This is a genomic window from Pseudomonas sp. E141 (genome assembly GCF_052659885.1).
Genome location: NZ_CP084024.1, coordinates 1381768 through 1398632 on the forward strand (window position 1 = coordinate 1381768; position 16865 = coordinate 1398632).

Genomic DNA, 16865 nt, shown 5'->3' on the forward strand with positions numbered 1-16865 from the left:
GGCCATGGCCACGAGTCGTGCGGCGCGTCTGGCGCCCGTGGTGGAGATGGCGGAAAAAGCCGAAAAAACTGCCGTCCAGCGTCTGGCATATTTCCAAGGGCAGGTGGCTGTCGCCGAAAGCAAACTGGCGGACCTGGAAAATTTCCGTCTCGAATACCAGGAGCAGTGGATCGCCCGTGGCAGCCATGGGGTTTCCGGCCAATGGTTGCTGGGTTACCAGGGCTTTCTTGCGCAATTGGGCACCGCCATTGACCAGCAGCGCCAGAGTCTGGTCTGGCACCAGAACAACCTGGAAAAGGCTCGCCAGAGTTGGCAGGAGGCTTTCGCCCGGGTCGAAGGGCTGCGCAAACTGGTACAGCGTTATATCGACGAAGCGCGGCGATTGGAGGACAGGCGCGAGCAAAAACTGCTGGATGAATTGTCCCAGCGTTTGCCACGTCAGGATCCGTATTGATCATCGGGCCGGGATTTTGAGAGGGAAGTGTTCCAAACCTTGCTCAGACTTCTACCAGGTGCTAAACCTTGTACACGTATGTCCATGACAAGGAAGCCGAACATGTCAGTCGTTACCGAAGTATCCCCCGATGGGCAAAAGCTGACGATCTCGATCAAGGGTCGTTTCGATTTTGGGCGGCATCAGGAGTTTCGCGAGTCTTACGAGCGGCTCAACAAAAAGCCCGAATCCATTGTGGTGGACTTGAAAGAAGCCACTTATCTCGACAGTTCCGCCTTGGGCATGCTCCTGTTGCTACGCGATCATGCCGGCGGCGAAGATTCGGATATCCGGATCGTGAACAGCAACAGTGACGTCAAGAAAATCCTCGCGATCTCCAACTTCGACAAGCTGTTCGATATCTATCCTAAAGAAGAAGCAGGGAAAGACAGCTCGGGAGAAAAAGACAAGCCACAGGCAGGCCATCTCCAGGATAAACTTCATCCCGGAAAAGCTTGACCGGCAGCCATGTTGTCCGACCTCGAACCGCTGACGGTCCTGATTGCCGAAGACAGTGCCGCTGACCGACTGCTGCTGTCGACTATTGTCCGTCGTCAGGGCCATCACGTGCTCACTGCGGCTGACGGTGCCGAAGCGGTGGACATCTATATCCAGCAGCGTCCGCACCTGGTGCTGATGGATGCGATGATGCCGGTGATGGATGGTTTCGAGGCGGCGCAAAAGATCAAGCAACTGGCCGGGGAGCAGTTGGTTCCGATCATCTTTCTCACCTCGTTGACCGAAAGCGAAGCCTTGGCCCGATGTCTGGAAGCCGGGGGCGACGATTTTCTGGCCAAGCCGTATAACCAGGTCATCCTGGCCGCCAAGATCAAGGCCATGGACCGCTTGCGTCGGTTGCAGGCCACTGTCGTGGAGCAGCGTGACCAGATATCCCGGCACCATGACTACCTGCTCAACGAGCAGCGCGTGGCCAAGGCCGTGTTCGACAAGATCGCCCATTCCGGCTGTCTGAGCGCACCGAACATCCGTTACCTGCAATCCCCTTACGCCCTGTTCAACGGAGATCTGCTGCTGGCCGCATTCAACCCGGCGGGCGATATGCACATCCTGCTGGGGGATTTCACCGGACACGGTTTGCCGGCCGCTGTCGGCGCGATGCCGCTGGCGGAGGTGTTCTACGGCATGACCGCCAAAGGTTATGGCCTGGCGCAGATCCTGCGGGAGATGAATGCCAAGCTCAAGCGCATCCTGCCGGTGGACATGTTCTGTTGCGCGACCCTGTTATGCCTGAGTTTCCAGCGCTGCACGGTGGAAGTCTGGAACGGCGGCATGCCCGATGGTTACCTGCATGACAGCCTCAGCGGTGTGCGCTCGCCATTGCCGGCGCGGCACCTGCCGCTGGGCGTGCTCACTCCCCAGTTGTTCGATGACCGCACTGAAGTACACCCCATGTCGCTGGGTGACCGGGTATTCCTGCTGTCCGATGGCGTGATCGACACCGCTGACGACAATGAGCAGCTGTTTGGCGTGGAGCGTTTGCAACAGGTCTTTTCGGCCAATCGTGAGCCCGACTGTCTTTTCGAAGACATCCAGCAAGCCTTGCGGGACTTTCGCGGCGAGCCGCGGGACGACTTCAGCATGGTCGAGGTGCGCTTGGTCGCGCCGACGCAACTCAACCCGCCACCGCCGGTCTATTCCGATAGCGGCCAGTCCAGTCCGCTGGACTGGTCGATGAGTTTCGAGTTTCGCGCGCAGACGCTCAGGCGGTTCAACCCGATGCCGTACCTGTTGCAGCTGTTGCTTGAGGTTCATGGGCTCAGGGCTCAGAGTGGCGCTCTTTACAGCGTGCTGTCGGAGCTCTACTCCAATGCGCTGGACCATGGCGTATTGGGGCTCGATTCGAGTCTCAAGCGCGACGCGTCGGGTTTCGCCCGTTACTACAGCGAGCGCAACCAGCGCCTGGATGAATTGAACAGCGGTCACGTCCGGGTTCATGTGCACGTCACGCCTCACGGTGACGGTGGTCGTCTGGTCATTGAAGTTGAAGACAGTGGCCAGGGCTTCGATGTCGCCCGGGTGTTGGCACGACCTGCGGACAGTAACCGGTTGTCGGGGCGCGGCGTGAGCCTGGTGCGCCAGTTGAGCCATCAGGCCTGCTGGTCCGACGATGGTCGTAGTGCACGCGTGGAGTTTTTCTGGGAGGCTCTGGCATAATCGGCGCCATTCTTGATCAGGGAGCGAACAAGTGAGTGAGATTCATCTGGACCGCGACGTACTGAGTACGTTGAAGGAAGTCATGGAGGACGGGTATCTGGAGCTGCTGGATACCTTTCTTAACGATTCCGAAGCACGCCTGCGTGTGCTGCATGAGGCTCGGGACGCGGAAAAGCTCAGTGCCACGGCCCACAGCTTCAAGGGCAGCAGCAGCAACATGGGCGCCATCCGCCTGGCAGAACTGTGCGGCGAACTGGAGCAACGTGCCAAACAGCCGTCGTTAGGCGGGATTGAAAAGCTGGTCAGCGAAATCGACAGTGAATTCGCCCACGTTCGCAAGCTTTGCAGGGAAGAGCGTGAAGGGTTCCACTGCTGAGATTCGAGCATTGCCAATAGGTTGGCCCGTCCCTTGCATTGTCATCTCTCGACTGTACCTATGATTCCAGTGCAGTGGAGACCTTTTTATGTCCGTAACGCCCAATACACTGCTTCAGGCCACCCCGCAGGCCACCCCGCAGGCCAAGCCTCAGGCCGCCGTCAATTCACCGGCAGCGGCCCCTGAGTTCGGGAATAAAGCCTCCAGCTTCGCCCAGGTCTTCGCCCGCCAGGCCCCCGCCAAGTCGTCGACCGCCCCCGAGCCATCGGTTAAACAGGTACGCGACCAGGCTTCTGATAACACCGTCAAAAAAGACGAAGGCAACGAAACGGCTGCCGCCTCCGAGACGACGGTTGCCGATAGCGGCAAATCCTTGCCCGCCGACAAACCGTCAACGGCCGATGACAAGGTGGCCAGTGATGACGGTGCCGACACGACTGAAACCCCAGTGGCGGAAGTTGATTCTGACGATCCGGCTGTGGACCCCGCGCTGCTGCCGGATATGATCGCAACGGTTGTCGCAACCGAGGCAGAACCCGCCCCCGTGGTGGCCACGACGACGCCTCAAGTCGCCGCTGCGGCGGCGCCGGTTGCTCCATTGGCCACAGCGGCCCAGGCTTCGGTGGCGGTCGATCCTGAATTCGATCCGGCGGCCGATCCGCTTGATGCATTGCCTGCCTTGCGCCTGGCGATGGAGCAGAGCGGCCATGTTTCCGCTGCCAGCCACGCGCAGTCCAAGACGCCTGCCCCTGCATCGGTTGACGGTGAGCCGTCATCGGCCCAAACCTTTGCCGCCGGCATGGCAAGCATGCTCACCGTCCAGGCTGATCAGAACAGTACTGGCCCCGGCAGCCAAGGCGGTGAAAAGGCATTTGGCGGTTTGATCAATGAGGGTCTCAAGGATCTGACCGCCGCCTCCAGCGATACTCGCGTGGATGACTTCGCTAACCGTCTGGCGGCGCTAACCCAGGCCGCCACGCCAAAAACCGCCAATGCGATACCGGTCAACCAGCCTATCGCCATGAATCAGAGCGGCTGGACCGAAGAAGTGGTCAACCGGGTGATGTACCTGTCGAGTGTCAACCTCAAGGCGGCCGATATCCAGTTGCAGCCGGCCGAACTCGGTCGTCTGGATATTCGGGTGAACATGGTTCCGGATCAGCAGACCCAGGTGACGTTCATGAGCGCTCATTCCGGCGTTCGCGAAGCGCTCGAAGGTCAGATGCATCGCCTGCGCGACAGTTTTGCCCAGCAGGGCATGGGCCAGGTCGACGTCAGCGTGTCCGACCAATCCCGTGGCTCCCAAGGGCAGGAACAGCAAGCGCAGCAACAGGCCCAGGCTGGGCGCACAACATCGTCCGGCGGTCGGGTGGATTCGGTAGAGGAAGACCTGCCAGCCAGCATTGCTGAAGTAGCAGCCACTGCCACCAGCGTGATCGGCACCAGCGCGGTCGATTTCTACGCCTGACCCCAAGATGTCCCCCCCCCTGTGGGAGCGAGCCTGCTCGCGATAGAGGTGAATCAGTCCCAAAATGGGTGACTGACACTCCGCTATCGCGAGCAGGCTCGCTCCCACATTGGTTTTATGGCGTTCTGCAGATTGCATCCCAATCGTGATCCTTGTGCCCCGACACTTCTGGCATAACACTTGCTCCTGCCTTGCCGTGCAACAGTGAAAACCCCGATTAGTGACGGATTATTGGCATGGCGAAGAGCGAAGCAGCAGCTGTAAAGGACCCGGCAACCAAGGGCAAAATCAAGCTGATCATCTTGATCGTGGTGGGCTTGCTCCTGGCCATTGGGGTCTCTGTGGGGGCGACCTGGTATTTCATGCACAACGCTCAAAGCAAGCCGGCCGTCGCGGTCGAGGCCGCGCCGGTGGGCAAGCAGCCGGCGATTTTCGAGCCGATGGCGCCCGCTTTCGTGGCCAACTACACCCAGAACGGCCGCCAACGCTACATGCAGGTCAGTATCACCCTGTTGGGCCGCAACCAGGCTGATCTGGAAGCGCTGCGGGTGCACATGCCACTGATCCGCAATAACCTGGTGATGCTCTTTTCCGGACAGAATTTCGACACCCTGGCCACGCCCGTCGGCCAGGAAATGCTGCGTCAGAAAGCCACGGCCAGCGTGCAGGAAGTGGCTCAGAAAGAGCTCGGCAAAGTGGTGATCGAACAGTTGCTCTTCACTAACTTCGTATTGCAGTAGGAACCCGACATGGCCGTGCAGGACCTGTTGTCCCAGGATGAAATCGACGCGCTGTTGCATGGTGTCGACGATGGCCTGGTGCAGACCGAAAACGCTGCTGAGCCGGGCAGCGTCAAAAGCTACGACCTGACCAGCCAGGATCGCATCGTTCGCGGACGGATGCCGACCCTGGAAATGATCAACGAGCGTTTCGCCCGATACACCCGCATCAGCATGTTCAACATGCTGCGCCGTTCGGCCGATGTGGCCGTCGGTGGCGTGCAGGTGATGAAGTTTGGTGAATACGTGCATTCGCTGTATGTACCCACCAGCCTCAACCTGGTGAAGATCAAGCCGTTGCGCGGCACTGCGCTGTTCATCCTTGACGCCAAACTGGTGTTCAAGCTGGTGGACAACTTCTTCGGCGGTGACGGTCGTCACGCCAAGATCGAAGGGCGTGAATTCACCCCGACCGAGCTGCGGGTAGTGCGCATGGTGCTGGAGCAGGCCTTTGTCGATCTGAAGGAGGCCTGGCAGGCGATCATGGAAGTGAACTTCGAGTACATCAACTCGGAAGTGAACCCGGCCATGGCCAACATCGTCGGCCCGAGCGAAGCCATTGTGGTTTCGACCTTCCACATCGAGCTCGATGGCGGTGGTGGCGATCTGCACGTGACCATGCCGTACTCGATGATCGAGCCGGTACGGGAAATGCTCGACGCCGGCTTCCAGTCGGATCTCGACGATCAGGACGAGCGCTGGATCAATGCTTTGCGTCAGGATGTGCTGGATGTCGACGTGCCGATCGGCGCGACGGTTGCCCGGCGTCAGCTGCGCCTGCGGGACATCCTGCATATGCAGCCGGGGGACATTATTCCTGTCGAGATGCCTGAAGACATGATCATGCGCGCCAACGGTGTACCGGCCTTCAAGGTCAAGATGGGCTCTCACAAAGGCAACCTGGCGTTGCAGGTGATCGAGCCGATCGAACGCCGCTGAGCGGTGTCGAATCCTTACGTTTTTAACTGAATTTTTGCCCGCCGAGGACAAATGATGGCTGACGATATGAACACCCAGGATGACCAGGCGCTGGCCGACGAGTGGGCTGCGGCCCTGGAAGAAACCGGCGACGCCGGGCAGGCCGACATTGACGCTTTGCTGGCGGCCGACACTGGCGCTCACGCCTCCAACCGCCTGCCGATGGAAGAGTTTGGCAGCGTGCCCAGAAGCAACGAACAGGTGACGCTGGACGGGCCGAACCTGGACGTGATTCTCGACATCCCGGTGTCGATTTCCATGGAAGTGGGCAGCACCGACATCAACATCCGCAATCTGCTGCAGCTTAACCAGGGCTCGGTGATCGAGCTGGATCGCCTGGCTGGCGAGCCGTTGGATGTACTGGTCAACGGCACGCTGATCGCCCATGGCGAGGTAGTGGTGGTCAACGAGAAGTTCGGCATTCGCCTGACGGACGTGATCAGCCCGAGCGAACGCATCAAGAAGTTGCGCTGAGTGAAAGGTTTTTTCGCCGCAGCCTTGATGCTGCCATTCAGCGTGCTGGCGGCCGAACCGGTAGCCACCGTAGCGGCTGCGCCGGCGGCGGGTAGCGGGATCGCCGGGCAACTGGCGCAATTGGTGCTCGGTCTGCTGCTGGTGCTGGGGTTGATCTTCTTCCTGGCCTGGTTGCTGCGGCGTGTGCAGCAGGCGGGGCCAGCCGGCAAGGGGCAGGTCATCGACATCGTCGGTTCCCGCGCGCTTGGCCCGCGGGACCGGCTGGTGCTGGTTCAGGTTGGCAACGAGCAGATTCTGCTGGGGCTGAGCCCGGGCACCATTACTGCATTGCATGTTCTCAAGGAGCCGGTGCAGGTGCCTGCCACCGACCAGGCCACCCCCGAGTTTGCCCAGCGTCTCATGGAACTGTTGGGTAAAGATCAGAAGGATAAAAAGTAATGCCATTGCGCATTCTGTTGGCGGTGGTCCTGATGCTGGCCGCGCCGTTGGTGCTTGCCGCCGATCCACTGTCGATCCCGGCAATTACCTTGGGCACCAACGCCGAAGGGGCTCAGGAGTATTCGGTCAGCCTGCAGATCCTGCTGATCATGACCGCGCTGAGTTTCATCCCGGCGTTCGTCATGCTGATGACCAGTTTCACTCGGATCATTATCGTCTTTTCGATCCTGCGCCAGGCCCTGGGCTTGCAGCAGACGCCGTCGAATCAGATTCTTACCGGCATGGCGCTGTTCTTGACGATGTTCATCATGGCACCGGTCTTCGACCGGGTGAACCAGGATGCGCTGCAGCCCTATCTGGCGGAAACCATCACCGCCCAAGACGCGGTGGCCAAGGCTGAAGTGCCGATCAAGGATTTCATGCTGGCCCAGACCCGCACCAGCGACCTGGAACTGTTCATGCGCCTGTCCAAGCGCACTGACATTGCCAGCCCGGATCAAGCGCCGCTGACGATTCTGGTGCCGGCGTTCGTGACGTCCGAGCTCAAGACCGCGTTCCAGATTGGTTTCATGATTTTCATCCCGTTCCTGATTATCGACCTGGTGGTCGCCAGTGTGCTCATGGCCATGGGTATGATGATGCTGTCGCCATTGATCATTTCCCTGCCGTTCAAGATCATGCTGTTCGTGCTCGTGGACGGCTGGGCCCTGATCATCGGCACCCTGGCGGGCAGTTTCGGCGGTGTTTAGGCCATTTGTGCGGGTAGCAAGAATATGACGCCTGAAGTAGCGGTAGACCTGTTCCGCGAAGCGCTCTGGCTGACGACCATGATGGTCGCCGTGCTGGTGATACCCAGCCTGCTGGTGGGCTTGCTGGTGGCGATGTTCCAGGCCGCGACCCAGATCAACGAACAGACCCTCAGTTTCCTGCCGCGTCTGCTGGTGATGCTGGTGACGTTGATCGTCGCCGGTCCCTGGCTGGTGCAAACCTTCATGGAATACATCCTGCAGCTTTACGGCAGTATTCCGCAGTTGATCGGCTGACCGATGTCGATGCTCGAACTGACGGATACCCAGATCAGTACCTGGGTGGCGTCATTTATCCTGCCGCTGTTTCGTGTCACCGCGGTGCTGATGAGCATGCCGGTGTTTGGCACTACCCTTGTGCCGACCCGCGTACGGCTGTATTTCGCCCTGGCGATTACGGTGGTCATCGCGCCAGGGTTGCCGCCTATGCCGCCGGTCAACGCTCTGGACCTCAGTGCATTGATGCTGGTGGCCGAGCAGATTCTGATTGGCGTCTTGATGGGCTTTTCGCTGCAGCTGTTTTTCCAGGCGTTTGTGGTGGCCGGGCAAATCATTTCGATCCAGATGGGCATGGCGTTCGCCTCCATGGTCGACCCCACCAACGGCGTGAACAGCGCTGTGATCGGGCAGTTCCTGACGATGCTGGTGACCCTGCTGTTTCTGGCCATGAACGGGCACTTGGTGGTGTTTGAGGTGTTGACCGAGAGCTTCACCACATTGCCGGTGGGCAGCGCGATGCTGGTCAATCATTTCTGGGACATCGCAGGCAAGCTTGGCTGGGTTCTAGGGGCGGCGATGGTGTTGGTATTGCCCGCGATTACCGCGTTGCTGGTGGTCAATATTGCCTTTGGCGTGATGACCCGGGCGGCGCCGCAGTTGAACATTTTCTCCATTGGCTTTCCGTTGACCCTGGTGCTGGGCCTGGTGATTTTCTGGATCAGCCTGGGGGATCTTCTTAACCAGTACCAGCCGCTGGCGACCCAGGCCCTGCAGCTGTTACGCGACATGGCACAGGCGCGCTGAACCATGGCCGAAAGCGAGAGTGGGCAGGACAAGACAGAAGACCCCACGGAGAAGCGCAAGAAGGAGTCTCGGGACAAGGGCGAGATTGCGCGCTCCAAGGAGCTCAATACCCTGGCGGTGATGTTGGCCGGGGCGGGCGGTCTGTTGATTTATGGCGGCGGGCTGGCCCTGGATCTGCTGGAAATCATGCGCCTGAATTTTTCCTTGCCCCGCGAGGTACTGCTCAGTCCCGGTGCCATGGGGCAATACCTGCTGCACTCCGGCAAGATCGCGATCCTGGCCGTGCAACCGGTCCTGATCTTTCTGCTGTTGGCGGCCATTATTGGCCCGATTTCCCTGGGGGGCTGGCTGTTTGCCGGTAAGAGCCTGGCGCCCAAGTTCAGTCGGATGAACCCGGCCAACGGCCTCAAGCGAATGTTTTCCAGCACGGCGCTGATGGAGTTGCTCAAGGCGCTTGGGAAGTTTTTCCTGATCCTGTTTGTCGCGCTGACGGTACTGCAGGCCGATATCGACGACTTGCTGCGCATCGCCCATGAACCCTTGGAGCAGGCCATTATCCACAGCGTGCAGCTGGTGGGCTGGAGTACCTTGTGGATGGCTTGCGGCTTGATTCTGATCGCCGCCATCGACGTGCCGATCCAGCTGTATCAGAGCAAGCAGAAGCTGATGATGACCAAGCAGGAGATCCGCGACGAGCATAAGGACCAGGAGGGCAAGCCGGAGGTCAAGCAACGGATTCGCCAGTTGCAGCGTGAAGTGTCCCAGCGCCGGATGATGGCGGCGATCCCGGACGCCGACGTGGTCATCACCAACCCGACTCACTACGCCGTGGCACTCAAGTACGACCCCGATAAAGGCAATGCTCCGGTGTTGCTGGCCAAGGGCAGTGATTTCCTGGCGCTGAAAATCCGCGAGATTGCCGTAGCCAACGAAGTGATGCTGCTCGAGTCCCCCGCGTTGGCGCGATCGATTTACTACTCCACCGAACTCGACCAGGAAATCCCCGGAGGCCTGTACCTGGCCGTGGCCCAGGTGTTGGCCTACGTCTATCAGATCCGTCAACACCGCGCCGGCAAGGGCAAGCGCCCCGAGCCTCTCAAGGATTTGCCGATTCCACCGGATTTGCGCCGCGACTCCTGATTCGGGCCTGCGTTGATTGCGCTCGGATGCAGAACCAGTGGGAGCGAGCCTTGATTGCATACGGCGCCTTGGCTAGCGCCTCTATTTCAGCCTCTGACAAAAGTTGGAAGGCTTCTTGCAACACCCCGTCTACGCCCGTTCCGGGCGTCAAAAGTTTGCTTCACAGGAACGGGGATTATTGGTGGATCGCTCTCAGTTATTCAACACCGCGCGCAACAACGTAGCCGACCTCAGCCGGGGTAATCTGGGCGTGCCGTTGTTGCTGCTGGTCATGCTCGCCATGATGATGCTGCCGGTGCCACCGTTTCTGCTGGACGTGTTCTTCACGTTCAACATCGCTTTGTCCATCGTTGTACTGCTGGTGTGTGTGTACGCATTGCGGCCACTGGATTTCGCGGTGTTCCCGACCATTCTGCTGGTGGCGACGCTGATGCGCCTGGCGCTCAACGTGGCGTCCACCCGGGTGGTGATGATCCACGGGCATGAAGGCCACGCCGCTGCCGGTAAGGTGATCCAGGCCTTCGGTGAAGTGGTGATCGGCGGAAACTACGTGGTGGGTATCGTCGTCTTCGCCATTTTGATGATCATCAACTTTGTCGTGGTGACCAAGGGTGCCGGACGGATTTCCGAGGTGAGCGCGCGTTTCACCCTCGATGCAATGCCCGGCAAGCAAATGGCAATCGACGCCGACCTCAACGCTGGCCTGATCGATCAGGGCCAGGCCAAGGCCCGTCGTCTGGAAGTGGCCCAGGAAGCCGAGTTCTATGGCTCCATGGACGGTGCCAGCAAATTCGTGCGCGGCGATGCCATCGCCGGCCTGCTGATCCTCTTCATCAACCTGATCGGCGGTATGGCTGTCGGTATCTTCCAGCACGGCATGACATTCGGCGATGCCGGCAAGGTTTACGCGCTGTTAACCATTGGTGACGGTTTGGTGGCGCAATTGCCATCACTGTTGTTATCCACAGCTGCCGCGATCATGGTGACCCGTGCGTCCGGCTCCGAAGACATGGGTAAGCAGATCGGCCGGCAGATGTTTGCATCGCCCAAGGCGTTGGCCGTTGCAGCCGGACTGATGGCCGTGATGGGCCTGGTCCCCGGGATGCCCCATTTCTCGTTTCTGAGCATGGCCGCATTGGCGGCGGGTGGCGCCTACCTGTTCTGGAAGAAACAGAACGTACAAAAGGTTCAGGCTCTGCAGGAGGTCAAGCGTCAGCAGGAACTGTTGCCGTCGCCGGCTCGTGCCATGGAAACCAAGGAGCTGGGCTGGGACGACGTGACGCCGATCGACATGATCGGCCTGGAAGTCGGTTACCGTCTGATCCCCTTGGTGGACCGCAATCAGGGTGGTCAATTGCTCGCGCGGATCAAGGGTGTGCGCAAGAAGCTGTCCCAGGACCTGGGCTTTTTGATGCCCACTGTACATATTCGTGACAACCTCGATCTGGCGCCAAGTGCCTATCGCTTGACGCTGATGGGGGTGATCCTGGCCGAAGCCGAGATTTACCCGGACCGTGAACTGGCGATCAACCCGGGACAGGTCTACGGTTCGCTCAACGGCATTACCGCCAAGGATCCGGCTTTTGGCCTGGAAGCGGTATGGATCGAAATCAGCCAGCGGGCCCAGGCCCAGTCCCTTGGCTATACCGTGGTGGACGCCAGTACCGTGGTCGCGACCCACTTGAACCAGATTCTGTACAAGCACTCCAGCGAGCTGATCGGTCACGAAGAAGTCCAGCAATTGCTGCAAGTGCTGGCCAAAGGCTCGCCGAAGCTGGCCGAAGAGCTGGTGCCTGGCGTGGTTTCGTTGTCGCAATTGCTCAAGGTGTTGCAGGCGCTGTTGGCTGAGCAGGTGCCGGTGCGCGACATTCGCAGCATTGCCGAGGCTATCGCCAACAACGCTTCCAAGAGTCAAGATACCGCCGCTCTGGTGGCTGCGGTGCGGGTTGGCGTATCCCGCGCAATCGTCCAAAGCATTGTAGGCACTGAGTCGGAGCTGCCTGTGATCACGTTGGAGCCAAGGTTGGAACAGATATTGCTCAATAGTCTGCAGAAGGCAGGACAAGGCTCGGAAGAGGGCGTTCTGCTGGAGCCAAGCATGGCCGAGAAGCTGCAGCGTTCGCTGATCGATGCAGCCCAGCGGCAGGAGATGCAAGGCCAACCGGTGATCCTGCTGGTGGCCGGTCCGATTCGCGCGATGCTTTCGCGATTCGGGCGCCTCGCGGTCCCGGGGCTGCATGTGCTGGCGTACCAGGAAATACCGGACAACAAGCAAGTGACCATCGTTGCGACAGTAGGGCCCAACGGCTGAGGTAGTGGTTTATGCAAGTGAAGCGTTTTTTCGCCGCCGATATGCGTCAGGCCATGAAGCTGGTTCGTGACGAGCTGGGCGCTGAAGCCGCCATCATCGGCAACCGTCGGATCGCCGGCGGTGTCGAGCTGACGGCGGCTCTGGATTACAAATTGTCGGCGCTGGCCCCACGTGTTCCCAACATGGAACTCGAGGATGAGCTGCGCAAGACCCAGTCGCGCATCGCCAGTGCCCAGGCCGAATTGAGCTTGCGCAGCAGTGACGGCGAAGCCAGCGCGGGCACCAATCGTCAATTGTTCGCCGGCCAGCCTCTGACCGCTGGATTGCCGTTGACCGCTGCTGAGCCACTGGTCGAGCAGGCCAAGGCCGAGCCGCGTCGTCCGGCGCCGGTTCAGGCTGCCTCAGGCGGTGGCGTCGACCCGCGCGCCCTGGACTCGATGCGCTTCGAACTCAACAGCCTGCGTGAACTGATGGAAGTTCAGCTCGGCTCCCTGGCCTGGAACCAGTTGCAAGGCAACCGTCCGGCCCAGGCAAACCTGTGGCGTCGCCTGCAACGTATCGGCTTGTCCGGCCCGTTGTCCCGCGACCTGCTGGCGCTGATCAACGATATCGAAGAACCTCGTCAGGCCTGGCGCATGTTGCTGGCGCACCTGGCGCGGATGATCGCCACACCGGAAGTCGAGCCTCTCGAAGAAGGTGGCGTCATTGCCATGGTCGGCCCGGCCGGCATGGGCAAGACCACCACCCTGGCCAAGCTCGCGGCGCGTTATGTACTCAAGTACGGCGCCCAGAGCATCGCCCTGGTGAGCATGGACAGTTTCCGTATCGGTGCCCAGGAACAACTCAAGACCCTTGGCCGGATCCTCAATGTGTCGGTGACCCATGTGGATCCGGGCCAGTCCCTGGCCCAGGCGCTGGAACCGCTGCTGCGCAAGCGCGTCGTGCTGATCGATACCGCCGGCCTGCAAGCCAGCGATCCGGCCCTGCGCATGCAGCTTGAAAGCCTGGCCGGGCGTGGGATCCGGTCAAAAAATTATCTCGTGTTGGCAACCACCAGCCAGAAACAGGTTCTAACCGCCGCATACCACAGCTACAAACGCTGCGGGCTGGCCGGCTGCATCCTGACTAAGCTGGACGAAACGGCAAGCCTGGGCGAGGTGTTGAGCCTGGCGATCGGTCATGATTTACCGGTGGCCTACCTGACCGACGGGCCGCGGATCCCGGATGATTTGCATCTGCCGCGCCGTCATCAACTGGTCAGTCGTGCCGTGAGTGTGCAAATGCAGGAAGAACCCAGCGAAGAAGCCATGGCTGATATGTTCGCTGATATCTACCACAGCCCGACCAAGCAGGTCGGCTGAGGTAATCATGAATATTTTTTGTACCTACATCGATGGTCTGCCATGCATTGTTCCTTCATGCGAGCGCGCAGCCAGTAATGTGGCCTCCGTCTAAGTAAGACAAGGTAAAGAACGAACATGGGCAGCATGCATCCCGTACAGGTGATCGCGGTGACCGGCGGCAAAGGTGGCGTCGGCAAGACTAACGTGTCAGTGAACTTGTCCCTGGCTCTGGCAGAGCTTGGCCGACGGGTCATGCTGCTGGACGCCGACCTGGGCCTGGCGAACGTCGACGTGCTGCTGGGGCTCACGCCCAAGCGCACGCTGGCGGACGTGATAGAGGGCCGCTGCGAACTGCGCGACGTGCTGCTGCAAGGGCCGGGCGGGATTCGCATCGTGCCGGCTGCCTCGGGCACCCAGAGCATGGTTCACCTGACCCCGGCTCAACACGCCGGCCTGATCCAGGCCTTCAGCGACATCGGTGACAACCTCGATGTGCTGGTGATCGACACCGCTGCCGGTATCGGTGATTCGGTCGTCAGTTTCGTACGCGCTGCCCAGGAAGTCTTGCTGGTGGTCTGCGACGAACCGACGTCCATCACCGACGCCTATGCCCTGATCAAGTTATTGAACCGTGACTACGGCATGAACCGCTTCCGCGTCCTGGCCAACATGGCCCAGAGCCCGCAGGAAGGTCGCAACCTGTTCGCCAAGTTGACAAAGGTCACGGATCGTTTCCTGGACGTCGCCCTACAATACGTCGGCGCTGTGCCCTACGACGAAAGCGTACGCAAGGCCGTCCAGAAGCAACGTGCGGTTTATGAAGCCTTTCCCCGTTCCAAATGCGCACTGGCGTTCAAGGCTATTGCCCAGAAGGTTGATACCTGGCCACTGCCAGCCAACCCTCGCGGGCATCTGGAGTTTTTCGTCGAGCGTCTCGTGCAACAAACAGCAGGGCCCGTGTTATGACAGCCAGCGGTTACAACCATCTCTACAAGAAATCGGCACGGGACGCCCAGTACGAATTGATTGAGCGATACGCGCCTCTGGTCAAGCGTATCGCCTATCACTTGCTGGCGCGGTTGCCGGCCAGTGTCCAGGTTGAAGACCTGATCCAGGCGGGCATGATCGGCCTGCTCGAAGTGTCGAACAAATACGACGCGAGCAAGGGCGCCAGTTTCGAGACCTATGCCGGTATTCGCATTCGCGGGGCGATGCTCGATGAAGTCCGTAAGGGTGATTGGGCGCCGCGTTCGGTGCATCGCAATACCCGCATGGTCAGTGACGCCATTCGCGCCATTGAAGCTAAAACCGGGCGTGACGCTAAAGATCACGAGGTTGCGGCCGAACTCCAATTGAGTCTCGATGATTATTACGGGATTTTGAACGATACCTTGGGCAGTCGCCTGTTCAGTTTCGACGACCTGCTGCAGGACGGCGAACACGAAGGGCTGCACGAGGACGGCGCGAGTGCTCACATGGAGCCATCGCGTGACCTGGAAGATGAGCGTTTCCAGAGCGCGCTGGCGGATGCGATTGCCAATTTGCCGGAGCGTGAGCGACTGGTCTTGGCGCTGTACTACGACGAAGAGCTGAACCTCAAGGAAATCGGTGAGGTCCTGGGTGTCAGCGAATCGCGGGTCAGCCAGTTACACAGCCAGTGCGCGGCCCGTTTGCGGGGGCGTTTGGGGGAGTGGCGAGCGCGCTGACAGCAGTGTGGGGACACTGCGAACGAGGCTGGCCTGGCATGTGCTGAGCCAGTCTTTCTCTGTTGTCCTCCAGACCGTTGTCGAGTGTTGTGCCGGATTGATTGAAATGGCGCGTTCAGGTGCTGGGCGCGTTTAAGACTGCTTGGAGGTCGAATTGGACAAGAACATGAAAATCCTCATCGTTGATGACTTCTCAACGATGCGGCGGATCATAAAAAACCTGTTGCGTGACCTTGGGTTCACCAACACGGTCGAGGCCGACGATGGCACCACTGCCATTCCGGTTCTCAACAGCGGAAGCATCGACTTTCTGGTGACTGACTGGAACATGCCCGGCATGACCGGTATCGACTTGCTGCGCCACGTGCGCGCCGACGAAAAACTCAAGCACCTTCCGGTGCTGATGGTCACTGCCGAAGCCAAGCGCGAGCAGATCATCGAAGCGGCCCAGGCCGGTGTGAACGGCTACGTGGTCAAACCCTTCACGGCCCAGGCGTTGAAAGAGAAGATCGAAAAAATCTTCGAACGCATCGGTTAACGGCGCCACGGGGGAGCTATGGATAACGAATCTTCAATGGGTGATTTCGAATCGACCCTGAAAAAACATGCCCGCGAACTGGTCGACAGCCTTGAGAAAGGCCGCTTTGGCGATGCGGTTCAAATGATCCATGAGCTCAACCAGACCCGTGACCGCGGTCTGTATCAGGAAGTGGGCAAGCTCACGCGTGAACTGCACAGCGCGATTGTCAATTTTCAGATCGATCCGAACATGCCGCAGGCCGAGGAGGTCTCGCAGATCACCGACGCGACCGAGCGTCTGGGTTATGTGGTCAAGCTGACCGAGGCCGCGGCCAACCGCACCATGGACCTGGTGGAGAACGCAACGCCGCTGGTCAATGGCCTGAGCGATGAAGCCCAGGCCTTGAGCACCGACTGGGGTCGCTTCATGCGGCGCGAAGTCGGGGCTGAAGAGTTTCGCGAGCTGGCCCGTCGGGTCGACGGTTTCCTGACGCGCAGTAGCGCCGAGAACCGCGCCGTGGCGAGCAACCTCAACGACATTCTGCTGGCTCAGGACTATCAAGACCTGACCGGCCAGGTGATCAAGCGGGTGACCCAACTGGTCACCGAAGTGGAAAGCAACCTGCTCAAACTGGTGTTGATGGCCAGCCAGGTAGACCGCTTTGCAGGCATCGAACACGACCGTGAAGCGATGCTCGCTGAAAAAGATCCACAAAAACATCTCTCTCAGGGTGAAGGTCCGCAAATTCATGCCGATAAAAGAGAAGACGTTGTGTCCGGTCAGGACGATGTGGACGATTTGCTGTCCAGCCTTGGATTTTAGGTTTTAGACCTCT

18 protein-coding genes and 1 pseudogene are annotated in these 16865 nt (G+C 59.7%); all 19 read left to right on the plus strand.

The genetic code is table 11. From position 1 onward, the window contains the following. The first annotated feature begins 4 nt into the window (after positions 1-4). Entirely contained in the window at positions 5-454 is a 450-nt protein-coding gene (gene fliJ, locus GKKCFE_RS06275) for a flagellar export protein FliJ (RefSeq protein ID WP_047226250.1), read from the plus strand. Positions 455-556: 102 nt separating this feature from the next. After that, positions 557-856: pseudogene (locus GKKCFE_RS06280) on the plus strand (STAS domain-containing protein); the annotation flags it as partial. 105 nt (positions 857-961) lie between these two features. Continuing rightward, positions 962-2668 (plus strand): ATP-binding SpoIIE family protein phosphatase, encoded by a 1707-nt coding sequence (locus tag GKKCFE_RS06285; RefSeq protein ID WP_445577615.1) that lies wholly within the window; start codon positions 962-964, stop codon positions 2666-2668. 31 nt (positions 2669-2699) lie between these two features. Continuing rightward, a complete protein-coding gene (locus tag GKKCFE_RS06290) occupies positions 2700-3044 on the plus strand; it encodes an Hpt domain-containing protein (protein WP_092458410.1) in 345 nt (114 codons plus the stop codon). 88 nt (positions 3045-3132) lie between these two features. Then, on the plus strand, positions 3133-4512 hold the full coding sequence (locus GKKCFE_RS06295; protein ID WP_445577616.1) for a flagellar hook-length control protein FliK: 1380 nt from the start codon (positions 3133-3135) through the stop codon (positions 4510-4512). A 236-nt stretch (positions 4513-4748) separates the two neighbouring features. Beyond that, positions 4749-5252 carry a flagellar basal body-associated protein FliL gene (fliL, locus tag GKKCFE_RS06300; protein WP_047226254.1) on the plus strand — a complete coding sequence of 168 codons (504 nt, stop codon included), beginning with the start codon at positions 4749-4751 and terminating at the stop codon, positions 5250-5252. Between the two features lie 9 nt (positions 5253-5261). Next, positions 5262-6230, plus strand: coding sequence for a flagellar motor switch protein FliM (gene fliM, locus GKKCFE_RS06305; RefSeq protein WP_003184019.1), 969 nt, complete (start codon positions 5262-5264; stop codon positions 6228-6230). A 54-nt stretch (positions 6231-6284) separates the two neighbouring features. After that, complete coding sequence (fliN, locus tag GKKCFE_RS06310) at positions 6285-6743, plus strand: flagellar motor switch protein FliN (RefSeq protein ID WP_047226255.1); 459 nt, start codon at positions 6285-6287, stop codon at positions 6741-6743. Then, the gene (fliO, locus tag GKKCFE_RS06315) at positions 6744-7181 is read left to right on the plus strand and encodes a flagellar biosynthetic protein FliO (protein ID WP_047226256.1); all 438 of its coding nucleotides are present in this window, start codon (positions 6744-6746) and stop codon (positions 7179-7181) included. It abuts the gene before it with no gap. Beyond that, positions 7181-7930: a flagellar type III secretion system pore protein FliP gene (gene fliP, locus GKKCFE_RS06320; protein ID WP_047226257.1), complete on the plus strand. Its 750-nt coding sequence runs from the start codon at positions 7181-7183 to the stop codon at positions 7928-7930. The genes fliO and fliP overlap by 1 nt, the downstream gene beginning before the upstream one ends. Before the next feature lie 24 nt (positions 7931-7954). Further along, positions 7955-8224 (plus strand): flagellar biosynthesis protein FliQ, encoded by a 270-nt coding sequence (fliQ, locus tag GKKCFE_RS06325; RefSeq protein ID WP_047226258.1) that lies wholly within the window; start codon positions 7955-7957, stop codon positions 8222-8224. A gap of 3 nt (positions 8225-8227) precedes the next feature. After that, entirely contained in the window at positions 8228-9010 is a 783-nt protein-coding gene (fliR, locus tag GKKCFE_RS06330; RefSeq protein WP_047226259.1) for a flagellar biosynthetic protein FliR, read from the plus strand. A 3-nt stretch (positions 9011-9013) separates the two neighbouring features. After that, positions 9014-10150 carry a flagellar biosynthesis protein FlhB gene (gene flhB / locus GKKCFE_RS06335; protein WP_047226260.1) on the plus strand — a complete coding sequence of 379 codons (1137 nt, stop codon included), beginning with the start codon at positions 9014-9016 and terminating at the stop codon, positions 10148-10150. A gap of 181 nt (positions 10151-10331) precedes the next feature. Then, positions 10332-12461, plus strand: a complete 2130-nt coding sequence (gene flhA / locus GKKCFE_RS06340; protein WP_047226414.1) for a flagellar biosynthesis protein FlhA — start codon at positions 10332-10334, stop codon at positions 12459-12461. Positions 12462-12472: 11 nt separating this feature from the next. Then, complete coding sequence (gene flhF / locus GKKCFE_RS06345) at positions 12473-13822, plus strand: flagellar biosynthesis protein FlhF (protein ID WP_047226261.1); 1350 nt, start codon at positions 12473-12475, stop codon at positions 13820-13822. Between the two features lie 117 nt (positions 13823-13939). Beyond that, on the plus strand, positions 13940-14770 hold the full coding sequence (fleN, locus tag GKKCFE_RS06350) for a flagellar synthesis regulator FleN (protein WP_003184001.1): 831 nt from the start codon (positions 13940-13942) through the stop codon (positions 14768-14770). After that, positions 14767-15510: an RNA polymerase sigma factor FliA gene (fliA, locus tag GKKCFE_RS06355; RefSeq protein ID WP_003184000.1), complete on the plus strand. Its 744-nt coding sequence runs from the start codon at positions 14767-14769 to the stop codon at positions 15508-15510. The genes fleN and fliA overlap by 4 nt, the downstream gene beginning before the upstream one ends. Positions 15511-15676: 166 nt before the next feature. Then, the gene (locus GKKCFE_RS06360) at positions 15677-16048 is read left to right on the plus strand and encodes a chemotaxis response regulator CheY (protein ID WP_003183998.1); all 372 of its coding nucleotides are present in this window, start codon (positions 15677-15679) and stop codon (positions 16046-16048) included. Between the two features lie 18 nt (positions 16049-16066). Continuing rightward, a complete protein-coding gene (locus GKKCFE_RS06365) occupies positions 16067-16852 on the plus strand; it encodes a protein phosphatase CheZ (protein ID WP_047226262.1) in 786 nt (261 codons plus the stop codon). Positions 16853-16865 lie beyond the last annotated feature (13 nt).